General features: G+C 37.5%; 18 protein-coding genes and 1 riboswitch. Of the genes, 5 read left to right on the top strand and 13 right to left on the bottom strand.

The window, feature by feature from the left end:
* Nucleotides 1-281: 281 nt before the first annotated feature.
* Together FB551_RS21255 and FB551_RS21260 are read left to right on the top strand one after the other, a co-directional pair.
* Nucleotides 282-3065 (top strand): bifunctional aconitate hydratase 2/2-methylisocitrate dehydratase, encoded by a 2784-nt coding sequence (locus FB551_RS21255; protein WP_142018848.1) that lies wholly within the window; start codon nt 282-284, stop codon nt 3063-3065.
* Nucleotides 3066-3385: 320 nt separating this feature from the next.
* Nucleotides 3386-5653 (top strand): aconitate hydratase, encoded by a 2268-nt coding sequence (locus FB551_RS21260; RefSeq protein ID WP_047428908.1) that lies wholly within the window; start codon nt 3386-3388, stop codon nt 5651-5653.
* A 163-nt stretch (nt 5654-5816) separates the two neighbouring features.
* Here FB551_RS21260 and FB551_RS21265 read toward each other — a convergent pair whose 3' ends face one another.
* Both FB551_RS21265 and FB551_RS21270 read right to left on the bottom strand, forming a co-directional pair.
* Nucleotides 5817-6494, bottom strand: coding sequence for a LytR/AlgR family response regulator transcription factor (locus FB551_RS21265; protein ID WP_142018849.1), 678 nt, complete (start codon nt 6492-6494; stop codon nt 5817-5819).
* Nucleotides 6487-7506 carry a sensor histidine kinase gene (locus FB551_RS21270; RefSeq protein WP_142018850.1) on the bottom strand — a complete coding sequence of 340 codons (1020 nt, stop codon included), beginning with the start codon at nt 7504-7506 and terminating at the stop codon, nt 6487-6489. The genes FB551_RS21265 and FB551_RS21270 overlap by 8 nt, the downstream gene beginning before the upstream one ends.
* A 192-nt stretch (nt 7507-7698) precedes the next feature.
* On the opposite strand from FB551_RS21270, the gene FB551_RS21275 reads away from it, so the two are divergent.
* From FB551_RS21275 to FB551_RS21285, 3 genes are all read left to right on the top strand, one after another.
* Nucleotides 7699-9822 (top strand): TonB-dependent receptor domain-containing protein, encoded by a 2124-nt coding sequence (locus FB551_RS21275; protein ID WP_142018851.1) that lies wholly within the window; start codon nt 7699-7701, stop codon nt 9820-9822.
* 31 nt (nt 9823-9853) lie between these two features.
* Nucleotides 9854-10693, top strand: a complete 840-nt coding sequence (locus FB551_RS21280; RefSeq protein ID WP_142018852.1) for a DUF5694 domain-containing protein — start codon at nt 9854-9856, stop codon at nt 10691-10693.
* A 68-nt stretch (nt 10694-10761) separates the two neighbouring features.
* Nucleotides 10762-12990 carry an outer membrane beta-barrel family protein gene (locus tag FB551_RS21285; RefSeq protein ID WP_047428897.1) on the top strand — a complete coding sequence of 743 codons (2229 nt, stop codon included), beginning with the start codon at nt 10762-10764 and terminating at the stop codon, nt 12988-12990.
* 172 nt (nt 12991-13162) lie between these two features.
* On the opposite strand, the gene FB551_RS21290 is transcribed toward FB551_RS21285, so the two are convergent.
* From FB551_RS21290 to FB551_RS21340, 11 genes are all read right to left on the bottom strand, one after another.
* Nucleotides 13163-13873 carry a HesA/MoeB/ThiF family protein gene (locus FB551_RS21290; protein WP_142018853.1) on the bottom strand — a complete coding sequence of 237 codons (711 nt, stop codon included), beginning with the start codon at nt 13871-13873 and terminating at the stop codon, nt 13163-13165.
* Nucleotides 13874-14014: 141 nt separating this feature from the next.
* Nucleotides 14015-15133: a 2-iminoacetate synthase ThiH gene (gene thiH, locus FB551_RS21295; RefSeq protein ID WP_142018854.1), complete on the bottom strand. Its 1119-nt coding sequence runs from the start codon at nt 15131-15133 to the stop codon at nt 14015-14017.
* Between the two features lie 9 nt (nt 15134-15142).
* Nucleotides 15143-15919 (bottom strand): thiazole synthase, encoded by a 777-nt coding sequence (locus FB551_RS21300; RefSeq protein WP_142018855.1) that lies wholly within the window; start codon nt 15917-15919, stop codon nt 15143-15145.
* Entirely contained in the window at nt 15916-16530 is a 615-nt protein-coding gene (locus tag FB551_RS21305) for a thiamine phosphate synthase (RefSeq protein ID WP_142018856.1), read from the bottom strand. Before FB551_RS21305 ends, FB551_RS21300 begins: the two co-directional genes overlap by 4 nt.
* Nucleotides 16531-16535: 5 nt before the next feature.
* A complete protein-coding gene (locus FB551_RS21310; RefSeq protein WP_142018857.1) occupies nt 16536-17273 on the bottom strand; it encodes a hydroxymethylpyrimidine/phosphomethylpyrimidine kinase in 738 nt (245 codons plus the stop codon).
* Nucleotides 17249-17836 (bottom strand): thiamine phosphate synthase, encoded by a 588-nt coding sequence (locus tag FB551_RS21315; RefSeq protein WP_142018858.1) that lies wholly within the window; start codon nt 17834-17836, stop codon nt 17249-17251. The genes FB551_RS21310 and FB551_RS21315 overlap by 25 nt, the downstream gene beginning before the upstream one ends.
* Complete coding sequence (gene thiC / locus FB551_RS21320; protein WP_142018859.1) at nt 17833-19644, bottom strand: phosphomethylpyrimidine synthase ThiC; 1812 nt, start codon at nt 19642-19644, stop codon at nt 17833-17835. The genes FB551_RS21315 and thiC overlap by 4 nt, the downstream gene beginning before the upstream one ends.
* Before the next feature lie 25 nt (nt 19645-19669).
* Nucleotides 19670-19876 carry a sulfur carrier protein ThiS gene (gene thiS / locus FB551_RS21325; protein WP_047377339.1) on the bottom strand — a complete coding sequence of 69 codons (207 nt, stop codon included), beginning with the start codon at nt 19874-19876 and terminating at the stop codon, nt 19670-19672.
* Between the two features lie 57 nt (nt 19877-19933).
* A riboswitch (TPP riboswitch) is annotated at nt 19934-20029 on the bottom strand.
* Between the two features lie 106 nt (nt 20030-20135).
* Nucleotides 20136-20978 carry a hypothetical protein gene (locus tag FB551_RS21330; RefSeq protein ID WP_142018860.1) on the bottom strand — a complete coding sequence of 281 codons (843 nt, stop codon included), beginning with the start codon at nt 20976-20978 and terminating at the stop codon, nt 20136-20138.
* A 20-nt stretch (nt 20979-20998) separates the two neighbouring features.
* Nucleotides 20999-21676, bottom strand: a complete 678-nt coding sequence (locus FB551_RS21335; RefSeq protein ID WP_047428885.1) for an RluA family pseudouridine synthase — start codon at nt 21674-21676, stop codon at nt 20999-21001.
* 11 nt (nt 21677-21687) lie between these two features.
* Nucleotides 21688-22002: a hypothetical protein gene (locus FB551_RS21340; protein WP_047377337.1), complete on the bottom strand. Its 315-nt coding sequence runs from the start codon at nt 22000-22002 to the stop codon at nt 21688-21690.
* Nucleotide 22003: the final 1 nt, after the last annotated feature.

Raw genomic sequence — 22003 nt, forward strand, 5'->3', positions numbered from 1 at the left:
CATTTGTTTACAAAAATACGACCAAAAATAGATATTATAAAATTCATATTTATAAAGAATCTAAATAATTTCATTCTTATAAAATTGTAAAATTTCGTAATTTTGGGAACATTTTGAAATGTTTGATAATTTTAAAAAACTTTTGGAAAAGTGTAGATTATGCTGACTTTATTCGGTTAATGTTGCATCAAAATGCGAGAACTCAAAATGTCATTAATTGTATTTATACACACCGGTAAAGAAAAAGCAGGCCTACCTTTAATTTTGAAAGACCTTCTATTATGAGTATTTATAAGGATTACATCAAAGAGATTGAAGAAAGAAAAACCCAGGGGCTTCATCCAAAGCCAATTGATGGTGCTGAATTACTAAGCGAAATCATTACGCAAATTAAAGATTCAGGTAATGCTGACCGAAAAGATTCTCTTCAATTTTTCATTTATAACACACTACCCGGAACAACAAGTGCAGCGGGAGTGAAAGCAAAATTTTTAAAAGAAATTATTCTGGGTGAATCCATAGTAGAAGAAATTTCCCCGGCTTTCGCCTTTGAACTGTTATCTCATATGAAAGGCGGACCTTCTATTGAGGTGTTGCTGGACCTTGCTTTAGGTAATGATGCAGCTACTGCTAAAGAAGCTGCCAACGTTCTTAAAACTCAGGTTTTCCTTTATGAAGCAGATACCAACCGTCTGAAAGAAGCATTCAACAGCGGTAACGAAATTGCAAAAGAAATCCTTGAAAGCTACGCAAAAGCAGAGTTTTTCACAAAACTTCCTGAAGTTGCTGAAGAAATTAAAGTAGTAACATTTATTGCTGGTGAAGGAGACATTTCTACAGATTTACTTTCTCCGGGTAACCAGGCCCACTCAAGATCAGACCGTGAACTTCATGGTAAATGCATGATCACTCCTGAAGCTCAGGAAGAAATCAAAGCTTTACAGGCAAAACATCCTGATGCAAGCGTTATGCTGATCGCTGAAAAAGGAACAATGGGTGTAGGTTCATCAAGAATGTCCGGAGTAAATAACGTTGCTCTTTGGACAGGAAAACAGGCCAGTCCATATGTACCATTCGTAAATATTGCTCCAATTGTAGGAGGAACAAACGGTATTTCTCCGATCTTCCTTACAACAGTAGACGTTACCGGAGGTATTGGTATCGACCTTAAAAACTGGGTAAAGAAAGTTGACGAAAATGGAAACCCTGTTCGTAATGAAAACGGTGATATCGTTCTTGAAGAAGCGTATTCAGTTGCAACAGGTACTGTTTTAACGATTAATACAAAAGAAAAGAAATTATATAACGGCGATAAAGAATTGATCGACCTTACCAAATCTTTCACTCCGCAAAAGATGGAATTCATCAAAGCAGGTGGATCTTACGCGATCGTATTTGGTAAAAAACTACAGACATTTGCCGCTCAGCTTTTAGGAATTGAGGCTCCGGCTGTTTTTGCTCCATCAAAAGAAATTTCTCACGAAGGACAAGGGCTTACTGCTGTAGAAAAGATTTTCAACAGAAATGCTGTTGGAACAACTCCAGGAAAAGTATTACATGCAGGTTCTGATGTTCGTGTACAGGTGAATATTGTTGGATCTCAGGATACAACAGGTCTTATGACTTCTCAGGAATTGGAATCTATGGCAGCAACAGTGATTTCTCCAATCGTTGATGGCGCTTACCAGTCAGGATGTCACACCGCTTCTGTTTGGGATAAAAAAGCTCAGGCTAACATTCCTAAGCTAATGAAGTTCATGAATGAGTTCGGTTTGATTACAGCCCGTGACCCGAAAGGTGAATACCACGCAATGACAGACGTTATCCACAAAGTTCTTAACGATATTACAGTAGATGAGTGGGCTATCATTATCGGTGGAGACTCTCACACAAGAATGTCTAAAGGGGTAGCTTTCGGAGCTGACTCGGGAACGGTTGCTCTTGCATTGGCGACAGGTGAAGCATCAATGCCAATTCCGGAATCTGTAAAAGTAACCTTCAAAGGAAACATGAAAGAGCATATGGATTTCCGTGATGTGGTTCATGCAACACAAGCTCAGATGTTGAAGCAGTTTGGAGGAGAAAACGTATTCCAGGGTAGAATCATTGAGGTTCACATCGGAACGCTTCCTGCTGACCAGGCATTTACCTTTACAGACTGGACAGCTGAGATGAAAGCAAAAGCTTCTATCAACATTTCTGAAGATAATACTTTGATTGAATCACTGGAAATTGCAAAAGGCAGAATCCAGATCATGATCGACAAGGGTATGGATAACCACAATAAAGTTCTTCAGGGATTAATTGATAAAGCAAATAAGAGAATTGAAGAGATCAGATCAGGAGAAAAACCTGCTTTGACTCCGGATTCAAATGCTAAATATTATGCTGAAGTAGTTGTAGATCTTGATGTAATTGTAGAACCTATGATTGCTGACCCGGATGTAAACAACGACGACGTATCTAAAAGATATACTCACGATACCATCAGAGACCTTTCTTATTATGGTGGTGAGAAAAAAGTAGACCTTGGTTTTGTAGGATCTTGTATGGTTCACAAAGGAGACCTTAAGATCGTTTCTCAAATGCTTAGAAACATTGAAAAGCAACAAGGTAAAGTAGAATTTAGCGCTCCTCTTGTAGTAGCAGCTCCTACTTACAATATCATTGATGAGCTAAAGGCAGAAGGAGACTGGGAATTATTAGAAAAATATTCAGCTTTTGAATTTGATGATAATGCTCCAAAAGGAGAAGCTCGTGTTGAATACAAAAACGTAATGTACCTTGAGCGTCCGGGATGTAACCTTTGTATGGGTAACCAGGAAAAAGCTGCTAAAGGAGATACTGTTTTAGCTACTTCTACGCGTCTTTTCCAGGGAAGAGTGGTGGAAGATTCTGAACGTAAAAAAGGAGAATCTCTGCTTGCTTCAACTCCGGTTGTTGTTCTTTCTGCGATTATCGGAAGAATTCCTAGTATTGATGAGTACAAAGCTGCAGTGGAAGGCATTGACCTTACTACTTTTGTACCTTCTATTAAAGAATTAACAAGTACAAGCGCTCACTAAGAGGGTAACAAATACGTCGAAAGACTTATTAAAAAACTATATAATTGGAAGATTTTGGTCCTTTAGGATTTAAGATCTTCCAATTTTTTGTTTAGAACGTTTCTATTTTAAGATAGTTACGTTTTTTTTTCGATAAAATCTGGGAAACAAATTCTAATTTTTCTTAAATTGAAAGTTATAAAATCTATTGATTTTGAAGTCAAAAACACCCCTTTTTATGGATTATAGGAACGTTTTTTGATATAATAAAAAAGTGATTTTTCTTTTCAGAGAGAAGAAAAAGAAGCGTTAACGGAAAAAGAACAAAATTAAAATACGATATGACTTTTGATATTGATATGATCAAAAAAGTGTACGAGCGTTACCCTGAAAGAATTGCAGCAGCAAGACAAATCGTGGGAAAACCTCTTACCCTTTCAGAAAAAATTCTTTACACCCACCTTTGGGAAGGAAATGCTACACAGGCATATGAAAGAGGAAATTCTTATGTAGACTTCGCACCGGACAGAGTCGCGATGCAGGATGCCACAGCACAGATGGCTCTTTTACAGTTCATGCAGGCAGGAAAATCTAAGGTAGCGGTTCCATCAACTGCACACGCGGATCACCTGATCCAGGCTAAAGTAGGTGCTGACAAAGATTTACAGGAAGGTATCAACAAAAACTCCGAAGTATTCAACTTCTTAAGTTCTGTATGTGATAAATACGGAATCGGGTTCTGGAAACCGGGAGCTGGTATCATTCACCAGGTTGTACTGGAAAATTATGCCTTCCCTGGAGGAATGATGATCGGTACAGACTCGCACACGGTAAATGCAGGAGGATTAGGAATGGTAGCTATTGGTGTAGGAGGAGCTGATGCAGTAGACGTAATGGCAGGAATGGCCTGGGAGCTTAAAATGCCAAAACTTATCGGAGTAAAATTAACCGGTAAAATGAACGGATGGACTTCCGCAAAAGACGTTATCTTAAAAGTAGCCGGAATTCTTACCGTAAAAGGAGGAACCGGATGCATCGTAGAATATTTCGGTGAAGGTGCACAATCTCTTTCTGCAACAGGTAAAGGTACCATCTGTAACATGGGTGCTGAAATCGGAGCTACCACTTCTACTTTCGGATATGATGATTCTATGAGAAGATATCTTTCCGCAACAGGAAGACAGGATGTTGTAGATGCTGCTGATAAAATTGCTGAACACTTAACAGGTGACGCTGAAGTATATGCTAACCCTGAACAATATTTCGACCAATTAATAGAAATCAACCTTTCTGAACTGACACCTCACTTAAACGGACCTTTCACTCCGGATTTAGCGACTCCAGTTGCTGAATTCAGAGCTAAAGCTGAGGCTAACGGATGGCCTTTAGAAGTTGAATGGGCGCTTATCGGTTCTTGTACCAACTCTTCTTATGAAGATTTATCAAGAGCAGCTTCCATTGTAGAGGATGCAGTATCAAAAGGGGTAAAACCTAAAGCAATCTTAGGAATCAACCCTGGTTCTGAGCAGGTGAAATTCACAGCGGAAAGAGACGGTTTCTTAGATTCCTTCAGAAAATTTGAAAACGCAAGAATCTTTACCAATGCTTGTGGACCATGTATCGGACAATGGGATAGAGAAGGAGCAGATAAAGGAGAGAAAAACTCTATTATCCATTCTTTCAACAGAAACTTCGCCAAAAGAGCTGACGGTAACCCGAATACCCACGCATTCGTAGCTTCTCCGGAAATGGTTGCTGCCGTAGCAATTTCAGGTAGACTGGACTTTAACCCAATTACAGATACTTTAACTAACGAAGCGGGTGAACAGGTAAAACTTAACGAACCAAAAGGTTTCGAACTTCCATCAAAAGGATTTGCTGTAGATGACAACGGATATCAGGCTCCATCAGAAGATGGTTCAAGCGTTGTTGTTAACGTAAGCCCAACTTCAGACAGGCTTCAGTTATTGGAAGAATTCCCTGCATGGGATGGTAAAAACATTACTGGAGCAAGAGTATTGATCAAAGCTTTCGGAAAATGTACTACCGACCACATTTCAATGGCTGGACCATGGTTGAAATACAGAGGTCACCTAGACAATATCTCAAACAACATGTTGATTGGAGCTGTGAATGCTTACAACATGGAAACCAATAAAGTTAAAAACGAATTAACCGGTGAATACGGTGAAGTTCCGGCTGTACAAAGAGCTTATAAAGCGGCAGGTATTCCGACCATCGTTGTAGGAGACCAGAATTATGGTGAAGGTTCTTCAAGAGAACACGCTGCCATGGAGCCCAGACACCTTGGTGTAAAAGCTGTTTTGGTAAAATCATTCGCGAGAATCCACGAAACTAACCTTAAAAAACAGGGAATGCTTGGAATTACATTCGCTAATGAAGCAGACTATGACAAGATTCTTGAAGACGATGTTGTGAACTTCTTAGATCTTGATCAGTTTGCTCCAGGGAAACAGCTGACTTTAGAATTCATTCATACTGATGGAACTAAGGATATCATTATGGCTAACCACACTTACAATGATCAGCAGATTGATTGGTTTAAGGCTGGTTCAGCGCTTAACCTGATCAAACAACAGGAAAAATAAGATTAATTGTTAGATTAATTAATAGAAAGGCGGCTTCAATTGAAGTCGTCTTTTTTTTACCCGTATTGAAATATTCTTTGTTGAACTTTGGTAACTATTCCAAACCTTACAGGTTTTAGAAACCTGTAAGGTTTACCTCTCAAATGAATATCATAATATTCCATCACTTTAATCTATCCAAAAGACCTGCTCTATAGCTTTCTCCGATAGGAATTTCAAACTCAGGAAGAATTACTTTTTTTGCCCCGATAGTTTTGATTTTATCCAGATTGACAATAAAAGATTTATGAATTCTAACAAATTTTTCAGAAAGCTGGCTTTCCATCGATTTAAGAGTATCCAGAACGATATATTCATCATTTTCTGTTCGGATATTGACATAATCTTTGATACTCTCAATATACAGTATCTCATGGAAACCAATTCGATGTCTTTGCCCTGAAGATTTAACAAAGAAATGAGTGTCTTCTTCCTGGGGAAAAGAAAATCGTTCCTGAGCCTTCAATGCGCTCTTTAGAAACCTTTCGAAAGAAATGGGTTTTAGAAGATAATCAACAATATTATGTTCATAGCCTTCCAATGCATACTCGGAATAAGCGGTTGTTAAAATATACTTCTGATGGGCTCCTACAATCTTCATAAAATTGATTCCAGTAAGTTCCGGCATCTGTATATCCAGAAAGATAAGATCCGAATCATTTTTCTGAAGGTATTCAAGGGCATGAATGGGGTTTTCTGTTGAGAAAACCAGCTCCAGAAAAGGTATTTTTTCTACATAATGTTCCAGAAGAGAGATAGCCAGCGGCTCATCATCCACAATAATGCATTTGATCTTATTCATCCCTTAAATCAATTTTTAAATCTACAATAAATTCCGTTTCTGAATCTTTTATCTCGAGCTGATGTCTGGGATACAAAATTTCCAGTCTTTTCTTCACATTCTGAATTCCTATTCCTGATACAGTATCTTTCATTTTCTGTGTTTTAAAATTTAAAAGATAAAAATGCAGAATCTTATCATGATCCGAGATTTTCATTTCAAAACCTTTATCCCGGAAGTCTCCATGTTTAAAGGCATTCTCAACAAAAGGAACCAACAGCATGGGTGAGATCTTAAGATGAGGATGCTGAATATCTTTTTGTATACTCAACAGTTCAGGACTTCTGATTCTAAGCTTCTCCAATGCAATGAGGCTGTCGATATATCCAATTTCTTTATCCAGAGAAATAGAATCTTCTTCAAGGTCTTTTGTGCTGTACCTCAACAATTGTCCCAGCTCTTCAATAGCTGGAAGCGCTTTATCAGATTTCTGATAAACCAGGGAGTAGATATTATTCAACGAATTAAAAATAAAATGAGGATTGATCTGGGTTTTCAAGGCTTGCAGTTCTGCCTGTTTTTTTTCGATCAGAAGCTGCTTCTTATCATTTTCAGCGACTCCATACTTTTCAAGAATCCATAGAATCCCAGCGATAAAAACTGTCAGAGAAGCATTGTAAATATTATCTGTCAGGTAATATAGAAGTCCGGTATCTTTATTATAATTTCTGAATCCAAGGGTGGCAGGAAGTAGAACCTCTTCTATTCCATACCGGATGACTCCAAAACTTAAAATTGAGATCAAAAAAACAAAAACTGCAGAATAAAGTTTTTCAAGGCTAAACACCTTGGGAATAATAACCAGATATAAAAGATAAAAGGTAGAGATTTCTGTAATAAAATAAGTAAAGTTCAGCACATACGTTTCAAGTCCCCTCCTCTCAGGAAAAAAGAAGTAAGGCGTTATGTTATTTCCAATAAAATTGAAACTCCAATACAAAACCTGCAGCCAGATAATTTGCTTTTTATTCATATTCAAATATAAATCTATGCAGGCATAATTCATTAACTCTTTTCGATAAAAACCTGTTTTTTTCCGACGAAACTATTTTGATATGTATAATCTTTTGATTCGTCTAAATGCTATTTCCAATTGAAGGCTCCTCTTATACTTTTGTCAGAGAAATTTCAACACAATAGTCAATTAATCTATTATATCTCTACCATGAAAAAACATATTTTATTTATAGCCACTCTGATTTGTTCTTTAACGGCTGCTCAAACTAAAGACACTATTGCTATCAAAAAGATTGAAGCAGTTACGGTGAACGGCAAAAAAGTTTTGGTAGAACGTAAAGTGGACCGTCTTGTTTATAATGTTCAAAATTCCATGCTTTCACAGGGGAGCTCAGGGACGGAAGTTCTGGCTGCCACTCCTTTATTACAGGTTGATGAAAATAAAGGACTTCTTTCCATTGCAGGTAAAAATGGTGTTTCTGTGATGGTGAACGACCGGATGCTGCATCTTTCCGGATCCGAACTGATCAATTATCTCAGAAATATCCGTTCTGAAAACATCCTGAAAATTGAGGTGATCACCACCCCACCAGCCAAATATGAAGCGCAGGGAAACAGCGGAATTATTAATATCGTTCTTAAAAAGAACCAGAATCTGGGATGGAGCGGTTATCTCACGACCACTTATACTCAAAAAACATATGCTGGTTTCAGCAGTGCTGCCGGAATACATTATCAAAATGAAAAAATAAAAGCTTCTGTAAAACTGATAGGGTATGACGCAGATAAAAGATCGGTAGAAAAATATAATATTATCGGCCAAAGTTCTTCTGTAAGCAAGGATGACAGAAGGGATATGAATGACGGACTGGGTCTGAATACCAGTTTTGATTATTCACTTTCTAAAAACTCCAATATCGGATTGGTTTATGATATTACAAAGGGGCATACCAATATGGATATCCGTTCAACACAAACTTACTTTACAGAGGGTATTTCTACTTTAGAAACAGTGACGGATTCAAAGCATCGTTCTCCTTTTACAACCCAGATGCTTAATCTCTATTTTGATCAGAAATTGGGCGAACATACACTCAGTTTTGGAGCCAATTATTATGGGAATTTACCGGATACGGAAGTTAATTTTACAACAAAAAATGTCGCCAGCAATGCAGCTCAAATCGTTAGAAATATTTCTTCGGTAGATTATAAAATCTATTCAGGGCAGGCAGATTTAACTTTAAATTTCAAAAAAATTCAATTGGAAACCGGAGTGAAGTATAGCCGGTTTTCTAATAATTCGGATATAGAATATTTTAATTTCACCAATGGGAATTATATCATAGATCCGGCAAAGAGTAATCTTTTTGATTATGATGAAAAGAATTATGCAGCTTATATCAGTGCCAGCAAAGATCTTGGCAAAAAATGGTCTCTAAAGGCAGGACTCCGTTATGAATATTCGCAAACCAGCGGTTTCTCCGCTACTACACTGTCGAATTCCGAAAATAATTACGGGAAATTTTTTCCAACAGCCTATGTATCTTATAAAGCCAATGAAAATAATCAGTTCAGCATTAATTATTCCCGAAGAATCAACCGTCCTTATTTCCGGGCATTAGATCCTTTCCGATGGTATTCTAATCCTAACACGTATTATACCGGAAATCCAAGCCTGCAGCCATCATTCAATCATAATATCGAACTCAATTATATTTTTAAAAGTAAATTTTCTGCTAATCTTTATTATCAGAGAACCATGAATAATTTTGATCAGATTTCATTTCTCAATGGGATTAAGCTTGTCAGCACGTATGAAAATTATTACAACCAGAGTGTTTATGGCATCAATTTGAATTACACAGATACCTATTTCAAAATCTGGGAAAGTAATATATCAACTTCGTTCAGCTTTAATGAAACTCAGATTACAAAGTTCAATCTGGTTCCTAAAAACGGGCAGTCGTTTTATTATTCCCTTAATAATACTTTTCAGCTTAACAAGGCGAAAACATTCATGCTATTTGTTAACTACTGGAACAATCTGCCTTCCCGTGACGGATATTCTTCCGTGAAGAGCATGGCAAGCCTGGATGCAGGAGTGAAGATGAGTTTTGCGCAAAAGGCGGTTCAGGTCAACGTTTCAGTGAGTGATATTTTCAGGCAGTCTGGTTTTAAGGCAGATATGTATTTTACAGATAATACGCAGTCCTTCAACAACTATTGGGATGCAAGAAGATTAACACTCAGCGTCACCTATAATTTGGGGAATCAGAAACTCAAATCGAAAAACAGACCGGTGAATTTCGAAGAAAAAAACCGTGCACAATAATAATGTAATAGTAATTAAAAAAAATAAACTCATGAAAACTTTAATTTATATTTTTCTTGTATGCATGTCTACATCAGTGTTTGCTCAAAAAAAGCCCTCCGATTATTTTAAAAATCCAAAGACAAAAGTTTTGGTTGTCGGATCATTTCATTTTGACTACCCCAATCTTGATGCCAATAAAACCAATACAGAAGATCAGATAGATGTACTTTCTCCTAAAACTTCACATGAAGTCACCGAGCTCGTAGAATATATCAAAAGATTTAAGCCAACAAAAATTGCAATTGAGGCCTGGCCAAGCTGGAATGCTAATGAAAAGCTTAAGGAATACAATGACGGCAAACACAGGGACAAAAGAGACGAGCGTTATCAGCTCGCTATGAGAATCGCCAGGGAACTTAAAATAAAAGAACTGTTCAGCATTGATGCGGAATCCATTTGGGATGACCTTCAGAAGCAGTTTGGAAAAAGCGATTCTACATTTTTTAATACCCTCAGCAAAGAGTATGATTTTAGAAGTGATGATGCGATTTCTCAACAGTTTAACAGTTTTTTCAAGAGTTCTGAACCTAAGAATTTCAAATCGCTCTTAGACACTTTTATTTATATGAATTCCAAGGAGAGCCATCAATATGGATATGGGGCTTATCTGAGCGGAGATTTTAAGCTGAGAGAATATGATGGTGCAGATATGCTTGCTCTCTATTGGTACAGCAGGAATCTGAGAATGTTCCGGAATATTCAAAACATTCCTCATAACAATGAAGACAGAATTCTTGTTATTGCAGGAAATGGTCATGCGGCAGTATTAAGACAACTTTTTACTTCTTCTGCAGAATATGATTTTATTGAATTTTCTTCATTAAAATAAATAAATTACTGTGCTGACTGTAACAAAATTTATTTTTCATCGTCTAACCGGATAGTAGTAAAAACATTATGAAAAAAACTATATTCGCTTTATCTCTGGTAAGTTCTATGCTGGTTTTCTCTCAGGAAAAGACCAATAGCACTTCTAAAGAGAAACAAATTGAAGGTGTAGTAATCACCAAAACTAAAAAAGCCGTTGAACAAAAGGCGGACCGTACTATTTTTGATTTTTCTGAACAACCTCAGCTCAATAACGGAAACGTTCTGGAAGGAATTAAAAAACTACCGGGGCTTGTATCTACCGACATCGCAGGGATGATGTATCAGGGAAAAATGCTGGAAGTATATCTTAACGGAAGACCTTTGAACATTACGTCCAATGAATTGAACTCCTTCCTGGAAGGAATGCCTGCCAATTCTGTAGAAAGGATTGAAGTGATCACTCAGCCCGGTGCTGAGTTTCCGGCCACTTCCGGAGGTGCAATTATGAATATCATCACTAATAAAAATGCCAATAAGTATTTAACGGCTACCTATTCGGGAAATTATTCTTTCACAAATTATGACAAGTATAGAAGCAGAACTACAAATTCCGTTAATTTAAATGCCAGAAATAAATATTTCGGATGGCAGCTGAATGTGGGACAGAACTACCGTGAAAGTATGCTTAATGGCCAACAAGATGAACTTTTGAGCAGCCATACCGATAGATATGCCCGCGGATATTTTGCAAAATCCGGATTGACTTTTGATCTTGGACAGGACAGACTATTATTAAACTACGATATTTATCACAATAATAATGATAACTATACTTTAAGTGACGGACACGGAGATTTGCCTTTCAAGAGAAATCTGAAGGATCTAAGAGAAGCTTTTTATACTTCTTCGGATGTTGCCCATACCAATACTTTGAGACAGGAAGCCGTGGTAACGTATCAGAAACGTTTTGCTGATAAATCTCAAAAACTTGATTTCCAGTTTGGGTATACAAAATCAGACAGCAAGTTTTCTCAGGATAATTACTTTCAGGATGGAACATTTGTAAACTATCCCAATGAACCTCTTGATAGCCCTACCAACGGATTAAAAGATATTCTGAACAATAAATCTGTGATGAATATCGCGAATTTGAAAGTAGATTATGCCCAGCCTATCAAACTTCTTGACGGCGGAAAAGTAAGTTTTGGTGGTTTATATGAAAGACAGGATTATGATACAAAAAGTTTTGGACTGACCAATCTGGAATATCAGAGACAGACAGCTTCTACCTACTTAGAGTTTCAGGCTAAATTGAAAAAATTTGATTTCACATTGGGTTCCCGTGCTGAAAACTATGATATTTCCGGGGTAACAAGATATTTTGATAAAGATGCAAAACTGGTTGAGGCTAATTTGATCCCTTTCAATAAGTTTAAATTTTTCCCTAATGCAAGCGTGCAGTATAACATGATGAATCAGGTTTATATTGCGGCGAATTACAACAGAAAAATCAGTCTGCCAAGTATTTCTGCTCTGAACCCGAATAACGTAACATTTTCCGGACCCAGTACAGAAGTAAACGGTAACCCGAATCTACAGCCTACTATTTTTGATAATTATGAATTGAAAATTTCAGCTTTTGATTATGCATTTATCGGGTATAGTGTAAGTTCAGCAAATAATCAGGTGGCACAGATTATCAGAAAAGACGGAAGAAAACTCTACAACGAGCAGGTGAATATTTCAAACATGAAAATTCACAACTTCAACGTGGGATTGCCTGTTCCTTTCATGATTTTCAGTAAGCCTATGAGTGAGATTATGAAGTTTGATTTCAACCCTGATAAAATTAACTTCATGTACTTGTATGCCGGTTATCAGAAGCATGAAATCGACAATCTGAATAATAAAGGGTTCTGGATCTTCAATATCATGACACAGATTCTTTTGCCTAAGGACATCAAAATGACAGCCAATTACAGCTATCTGACACCCAAAGCAGGATATTTCTACTTTACGGCAGAAAAACCGTTCAACAACTCACTTGATATTACGTTGACGAAAAAGTTTATGAACAACCGTCTGACGCTTTCTGTTTTTGCGAATGATATTTTCAACGGACAGATGATGCAGGTACGTTCTAATCCTCCATCAGGAACTCCTGTAATGATCAGCAGTAAATATGATACAAGAAATTTCGGATTTTCTATCAACTACAAAATTCCGACAAGAAATAAACTGGCAAAAGAGGATCCGAATATCCTTAACCAGACTAAAAAAGAGGATAACGGTGGCGTAATGCAGCAGGCACAATAATTTTTTTTTACAATAGAAATAAAACAGGTGGTAATCATTTTTACCGCCTGTTTTTTTTTTAGGTTTTGGCTAAAGCCAATGGATGAATAAAAATTAAAACGGACTAAAGCCCGTTCCTATTGATAGTAAAATGGTGTTATTTGTGAAAAAATTTGTGATATTAGTGTTTAGATCAAAAATCTATTGTCTGAAATCTCCAGTTCATCGTATCTACTAAGGTAAGCTGATTCACACTCACCGGAAGATCTGTGATAATTTTTAATGCCTGAAGAGCCATCATGCTGCCTATTATTCCGGGAAGAGCTCCCAGTACGCCAAGACTGTCACAATCCGGCATGTCTTCATCGAAAGGTGGTTCAGGGAAAATATCCCGCAAATTTTTACTTCCTTTATAATTAAAAACTGCCACTTGTCCCGAAAATCCTAAGATGCTTCCGTAAACTAAAGTCTTATTGAGTTCCACACAGGTATCATTTACCAGATATCTTGTAGAAAAGTTGTCTGATCCATCCACGATTACATCGTACTGAGAAATTATTTCCTCAGCATTTATTTCATTTATTTTTCCCTCAATCTCATTCAGTGAAATCTGATGATTAAGATTTTCTACAAATATTTTAGCACTCTTCACTTTTGAGAGCCCAACTGTCTTTTCAGTATGAATAATCTGTCGGTTCAGGTTATGAAGTTCAACCTCATCAAAATCTGCAATTCCCAAAGTTCCTACCCCTGCGGCGGCCAGATATTGAATAATGGGACTTCCCAAGCCCCCGGCTCCTATGACTAGAACTTTTGAAGCTAATATTTTCTTCTGCCCTTCCAATCCTATTTCTTCAATAAATATCTGCCGGCTGTACCGTGAAAAATGATCTTCTTTTTTCATACTTTATGATAATTGAACCATTAAGATTCTTTAAGTCTTTGAGGAAAGTTAAGCCTCGCTTTAAAAAGATGTTATCTTAGGAATCTTTGATTTTATCTTAATTAAACTTCAATTCTTTAAGTCCTTAATGGTTTAAAAAATTTAAAATCCACTGTACACGGAATCCCAATCTTTCATAACAGGATCGTAGCCTGCTTTTTTGATCATGATTTTAATCTCTTCCATGCTTCGTTCATCACTGGTTTCAAACTGTTCCAAAGATTCTTTATCTACAGCATAGCCTCCCGGGTTTGTTTTTGAGCCTGCACTCATCGCTGTAGCCCCCAGAGATACTATATTATTTCTGAAGACTTCATTTTCTCTGGTAGAAATGGAAATTTCAAGATCTTCATTCCAGATTCTGTAAGCACAAATGAGTTGAAGAAGGTCTTTATCTTCCATAATAAAATTGGGTTCAATGATTCCTTCTGCTGGTCTTAGCCTTGGAAAGGAAACAGAGAATTTACTTTTCCAGTACTGTTTCTGAAGATAATCTATGTGTAAGGCATTGAAAAAACTATCCACTCTCCAATCTTCAAGCCCAAGAAGGACTCCTAATCCGATTTTATGAATTCCAGCTCGTCCTATTCTGTCCGGAGTCTCCAGCCGAAAATGGAAATTTGATTTTTTACCTTTCGGATGATATTCTCTGTAAACATCCTGATGATAGGTTTCCTGGTATACCAATACGGAATGCACTCCTTCCTCATGCAGCAATCTGTATTCTTCTTCCATTAAGGGCTGAACTTCAATGGAAATATTAGAGAAATGAGGTTTTAACTTACGGACAGCATTCTGAAAGTAAGGAACTCCCACGATCTTATTGGCTTCACCACTTACCAGCAATACATGATTCACTCCCATTGATTTCAATACTGATGCTTCTATCATAAGCTCCGTATCGGAAAGTGTTTTCCTTTTCAATTGATTGTCCAAACTGAATCCGCAATAGGTACAGATATTCTGACATTCATTGCTGAGATACAATGGTGCATACAGCTGAATGGTTTTTCCAAATCTCTTTTGGGTAAGCATCTGCGTCATTCTCGCCATGAGTTCCAGTTCATAGGAAGCGGCTGGTGAAAGCAAATTCAGAAAGTCATCAAGGGTTTTAGTCTTTTTCTGAAGACTGTTTCTTACATCAGCCAGGCTTACTTTTTCAAGCTTATTCTTTACTTCATCCCATTGATAACGTTCAAAAACATCTTTAAAGCTTTTCATAATTTTGATTTATTCAAACAAAAACGAAGTAAGCGGGCTTGAAGCTTCGGCATGGTTAGCAATTGCTCCCAGTCCTGATTCAAAAGCTCTTCTTCCTGCAATGACACCTTCTTTAAAAGCTAAAGCCATATTCAGCGGATTACCAGCAACGGCAATGGCTGTATTCACCAGAACGGCATCTGCTCCCATTTCCATGGCTTTTGCAGCATCTGATGGCGCCCCGATTCCCGCATCTACCACTACAGGAACATTACTCTGACTGATGATTATTTCCAGAAAGTCCTGGGTTCTTAATCCTTTATTTGTTCCGATGGGTGCTCCCAAAGGCATTACCACAGCTGTTCCGGCATCTTCAAGACGTTTGCACAAAACAGGATCGGCATGGATGTAAGGCATGACAACAAATCCCAGTTTGGCCAATTCTTCAGTTGCATATAAAGTTTCAATAGGATCCGGCAGTAAATATTTAGGGTCCGGATGAATTTCCAGTTTTACCCAGTTTGTTTCCAGTGCTTCTCTCGCTAATTGTGCTGCCAATACAGCTTCTTTTGCTGTTCTCGCTCCGGAGGTATTAGGCAGAAGGTGAACATGGGTTTCTCTTAATGAGTCAAGCAGGTTGTCTTCATTGGATTGTGCATCAATTCTTTTTAGCGCCATCGTTACCATATTGGTTTCAGATGCGATGACAGATTGTACCATATCACTCATACTTCCGAATTTTCCTGTTCCTAAAAACAGTCTTGATTCAAAGATTCTTCCTGCTATTTCTAATTTCTGATGGTTCATATCATTACTTTTTTTAATTCATTAATAATTGATGGTTGCTTTGTAATGAGCCCGGAAACGGCAACACCATAAATTCCAATTTCCTGTAACGGCAAAATATCTTCAAGGCCAACACTTCCGATTGCAACTATTTTAGGAATGTCAATTGATTGCTCTCTTAGCCCATTTATGATTTTCTGATATCCTTCAAACCCTAGAACAGGACTTAGTTTTTCTTTGGTTGTAGTAAATCTCAATGGTCCCAATCCGATATAATCACAAGATTCATTAATTCTCCGGATAACGTCTGAAAGGGTATTCGCTGTTCCACCAATGATTTTATTTTCTCCCAAGATCAATCTTGCTTCTTCGATGGCACTGTCGTTCAATCCTAAATGCACACCATCCGCGTCAATTTCTTTCGCTATTTGTACATGATCATTGATGATGCAAACCGACTGATATTCTGAACAAAGTTGTTTTGATATTTCACAAAGGTTGATTAATTCGTTTTCAGGTGCATTTTTCCATCTTACCTGCACCCATTTGATTCCGTTATCAAGGGCTTTTCGGATATGAAATTCCTGTTCCTGTATTGTGTTTCCCTGTGATATGTATTGTAATTTTTCCATGTTTTCTATGAATGCGTTCCCAGCAAAGAGGGATTGCTTTTTAAAAATTTTTCGATGTATAATTTCCCATTCCGGCAGGCAGTTTCCATATTCTCACCTTTGGCGAGTTCTGCTGTAATGGCTGATGATAAAACACAGCCCGATCCATGTTTAGGGAAAAGTAGTTGACAGTCTTCTACTGGAAGTAAAAGAGTTTCTTTTTCATTTTCAACTAAAATATCCGTTCCTAAATGATCTTCTCTATGTCCTCCTTTGATCAGCAATGAACATTTATTGGTATCCGGTAACAGATTATTTTCCTTTAAAACACTGTATTCATTGTAATTGGGAGTTATCAAGCTGAGTTTATTAACAACCGGTTTTAATTGAGGAAGGGTTTCAAGGTCAAAAAAAGTGAATTCGGAAGTGCTTTTAAGAACAGGATCCCAAACTATTTTTACTTCAGGATCGTTATTCTTTACCGTTTTTATAATTTCATCCAGAAACTCTGCATCTTTCACAATTCCGATTTTCACTGCTGAAACAGGATAATTTTCCATCAACACCTGAATTGCTTTTATCACTTCATCCAATAGACGCCATTCAAGACTAATACATTGAGAAGCGGTTTGCAATGTTAGTGCTGTACATACTCCCAGCCCCATCACTTTCGACTGTTCAAAGGTTTTACAATCTGATAATAAACCTGCTCCACCACTTGGATCAAAGCCTGCTATACTTATGACATAAGGGCGGTCCTGCATTTTTTAAATACTTTTAAAGGTTCTTCACTTTCCCAAATGGCACCTAATAAAGCTGCTCCGTCTACATTTGCTTCGAAAACTTCATGAATATTATCCTGATCAATTCCTCCAAGAGCAATCAATTTCACATCCGGATTGTTCCGATGTTTTATTTCTTCCTGAATGGTTGAATTCAATCCATAACCTTTCTTTGATATACTTGGAAAGAACGGGCTTATAAATGCATATTCCCATTCTTTATCCAACGTATTGTAGGTTGTGATATCATGTACTGAAGTTGAAATATTATTTTCTCCTGCAAAAGATTTATATTTCCCTTGCTCTCGGTCAATCTCTCTGAAATGAAATCTTGAAATATTATATTCCTTTCCGAGATCGTAATGCGTATGCAGTACCAGCTGTGGATAGAAATCTTCATCAATCTGGGTAATAAATTCAGTCATTTCATTTCTGCTGATCCATGGTTTTCGGATATGAAGCAAATCAAGCCCTTCCTGAAACATGTGATTGATATGATCAGTTTCCTTTGGAACCATCAGCTCAGGAGTGATAACGAGGATCATATATAAATTTCTTTGCCTTTCTCAATGAATTCCTGTGATTTATCCAGCATTCCCTGTTCTGCAGATTCACGGATTTCCTGTGTAATTTTCATGGAACAGAATTTTGGCCCGCACATAGAACAGAAATGGGCAATTTTCGCTCCTTCTGCCGGTAGGGTTTCATCGTGATAAGCTCTTGCCGTTTCAGGATCTAATGAAAGATTGAACTGATCTTCCCATCTGAATTCAAATCTGGCTTTACTCAATGCATTGTCCCTGTACTGTGCTCCCGGATGACCTTTTGCCAAATCTGCGGCATGAGCAGCCAGTTTATAGGTTATTACCCCAACTTTTACATCATCTTTATTCGGAAGCCCTAAATGTTCCTTTGGTGTTACATAGCAAAGCATTGCACAGCCAAACCATCCGATCATTGCCGCCCCGATTCCAGAAGTGATATGATCATAACCAGGCGCAATATCAGTAGTCAATGGGCCTAAGGTATAAAACGGAGCTTCATGACATTCTTCCAATTGCTTTTCCATATTTTCTTTGATCATATGCATCGGAACGTGTCCCGGGCCCTCAATCATGACCTGTACATTATGTTTCCATGCAATTTTTGTCAGTTCACCTAAAGTTTCCAGTTCTGCAAACTGAGCCGCATCATTGGCATCTGCAATGGATCCCGGACGAAGACCATCACCAAGAGAGAACGCAACGTCATACTTTTTCATGATCTCGCAGATCTCCTCAAAATGGGTGTACAGGAAACTTTCTTTATGATGGAATAAACACCATTTCGCCATAATAGATCCTCCTCTAGAAACAATTCCGGTCACTCTTTTTGCGGTTAAATGAATGTATCTCAATAAAACTCCTGCGTGGATCGTAAAGTAAGAAACTCCCTGTTCTGCCTGTTCAATCAGGGTATCTCTGAAAATTTCCCATGTCAGATCTTCCGGAACACCTTTCACTTTTTCCAGAGCCTGATAAATAGGAACAGTACCAATTGGAACCGGACTGTTTCTGATGATCCACTCTCTTGTTTCGTGAATATTTTTCCCGGTGGAAAGATCCATAATGGTATCCGCTCCCCATCGGCAGGCCCATACTGCTTTCTCCACTTCTTCATCAATACTTGATGAAACAGCACTGTTTCCGATATTGGCATTGATTTTTACAAGGAAATTTCTTCCGATGATCATCGGTTCACTTTCCGGGTGGTTGATGTTATTAGGAATAATAGCTCTTCCGGCAGCAATTTCATCCCTTACAAATTCCGGAGTGATTTTACTTTTAGGAGTATTCGCTCCAAAGCTATGGCCGGGATGTTGAAAGGCCATTTCTTTAGATACAGAATCAAGCTGTTCTATTCTTTGATTTTCCCTGATCGCCACATATTCCATTTCGGGAGTGATGATTCCCTGCCTGGCGTAGTAAAGCTGTGTAACTTCTTTTCCTTCCTGTGCTACTTTAGGTTTATGATCGTAAGAGAACCTTAATTCATCCAGACGTGGATCGGCTAAACGGGCTTTTCCGTATTCTGAAGTGATGCCTTCCAGAATATTCACATCATTTCTGTCCAGAATCCATTGTTCTCTGATTCTTGGAAGTCCTTTCTGAATGTCAATAACTGCATTTTCATCAGTATAAGGTCCTGAAGTATCATAGATCGTTACCGGAGCATTATGTTCAAAGCCGCCATTGGTCAGTTTTGTGGGGCTAAGCTGTATTTCACGCATTGCTACACTGATAGGATGTAATGTACCTTCAATATAGATTTTCTTTGAGTTCGGAAATGGCGAACATGTAATGGAGTGAGCCATAAGTTTTTGGTATTAAATATGAGAATTAACCGCCCTGAGTGGCAGTAATGATTAAAACTGAATCGTTGTTGTTGAGAATGGTTTCCGCCCAGACTGACAGGGGAATAATGCGATTATTGAGGGCTACAGCAATGCCTTTCTTTTTTCCGGGCAGCTCAATAGCCAGTAATGCTTCCAGGTTGGCAGGAAGTACATCAAATGTTTTTCGGGTGTGGTTGATTATAAGTTCCATTCCTAATATTTTAAATATACTTTAGGAATGGCCGTTATTGTACAATAGAATGTACAGCAAAAGTCATCTACTTTTCCCTACGCTGGTATGATCCAGATCAGGTTCAAAGGGTAAAGTCTCAGTCTGTTGATACAGACACCCCTAAAGTTGGGAACGAAGTTAGACATTATTTTGAAATAAGCAAAATTGATTTTTGCTTATAATGAAAAAAGACCATCTCGGTTTTGAGACAGTCTTCATTTTTATTTTAAATAATTCTTTAGTAAAAAAGCTTCAGGCTTCCATTGGAATTATATTGATTAGTCCAATTTGATTGGCCCAGAAAAAATTCGGAGCTATAAGGTTGATACTCTTTTGAAATTCTTCTTTGAGGGTTATTTTTTGATAATGAAAAGTAGAAATAGTCTTCAAAAATACCTAAATTCTTAAATGGATTTTGTGCAGAATCAAAGTTATCAAATGTAATTTCATTCGTAATGTAAGCATCAATATTATTATGCTTTTCAGTTTTAATTGCCTTTTCTAAATTTCCTGAGGTATTATAAATAAACTTTTCTACGTAGGTTAGAATATAATCTTGTGGATCAGTCGGATCGTATGGAACATTAGGATATTGAGTTAAGATCTCAGTTAACTTTCCTGAAGCATCATAAGTATAGGTCAAATACTTATCCATATATGAATTATTAACCTGTGGAATAACTACTTTAATAATTCTACCCTGATTATCAAATTCAAATTTCCTTTCATTCAATTGAACATTAAATGACGGATCAGAGCTGTAAGTCTTCATAATTGCTGTATTTCCTGTATAGGTTACCGCTGTATAAACAGATTTTGAATAAGCATAAGGAAAACCAGTACTTCCGGAAAGTTCCAGTTTTCCTCCTATTTTTTTACTTATTCTTCCCTGAGAATCATATTCGAACATATAATTTTGTTCCAATCCATTAAAGACAGGTGACAAAACAGGATAATTCCACGATATTTTACTTGTATTTTCAGTAATCGTCTGTTGTGAATTATCAACTGGTAACTCATCATTGTCTGAACAAGATGCCATAACCAGCGATGTGGCTAATAAAAGTGATTTGAATTTCATGGTATAGTTTTATGATATGCTTATTCTTCACAAGCTCTCCAGATCGCATCATTTTGAGGCACTGGAGCTATGATTTCAATTTCTTCTTTGGTTACCGGGTGAATAAACTCCAGCTTTCTTGCATGAAGATTGATTCCTCCATCCGGGTTGGAACGTGGCGCACCATATTTCAGGTCACCTTTGATCGGAATTCCTGTTTTAGATAATTGTGCTCTAATCTGATGGTGTCTTCCGGTTTCAAGGTCAATTTCAAGCAGCAAATAATTGTCTAATGTTTTAATCACATTATACGTCAGAATGGCTTCTTTTGCGCCTTCAGTTGCCTTAGGAAAGACAATGGCCTTATTATTTTTTTCGTTTTTCTTTAAATAATGAACCAGTCTCTGGCTTTGCGGAATCATTTCTTTTCCTACAACCGCCCAATACGTTTTTTTTACCTCCCTGTTTTTCACCATCTGCGTAAGACGGGAAAGCGCTTTGGATGTTTTTGCATAGATCACCAGCCCGGAAGTTGGGCGGTCTATACGATGAACCAAGCCGAGAAAAACATTTCCCGGCTTAGCATCTCTTATTTTTATAAAGTTCTTGATGGATTCTAACAGTGATTCATCTCCGGTTTTATCACCCTGTACAAGCTGACCTACCTTTTTATTAATCACCATAAGATGATTGTCTTCATATATAATCTGCTCCTTCATACTTCTTGAGTCTATCTTCTTCTATTAGATAATGACAGGATAATCCCGGCCAGAAGCCCTACTGTTTTTACTGCAGAAAGTTTTGAGCCTTCCGGAATAAATGCACCAAATACACAAATGGCAGCAGCAGCATACATAGCATAGACAAAATTCTTATTGGTAAGCAGTGGAGCCTGAATAAAGAAGCTCGCTCCTATCAGAACATAAAATACTTTTCTTGAAAGCAAATGATTGATTTCCGGGGAAAATAAATTAAACCATCCCACAGCCAGACAGATCAAAGCTGCGATAGATAATATTCCCTGGATAGATTGTTGATTCTGCATA

Source organism: Chryseobacterium aquifrigidense (genome assembly GCF_006716485.1).
GTDB lineage: Bacteria > Bacteroidota > Bacteroidia > Flavobacteriales > Weeksellaceae > Chryseobacterium > Chryseobacterium vietnamense.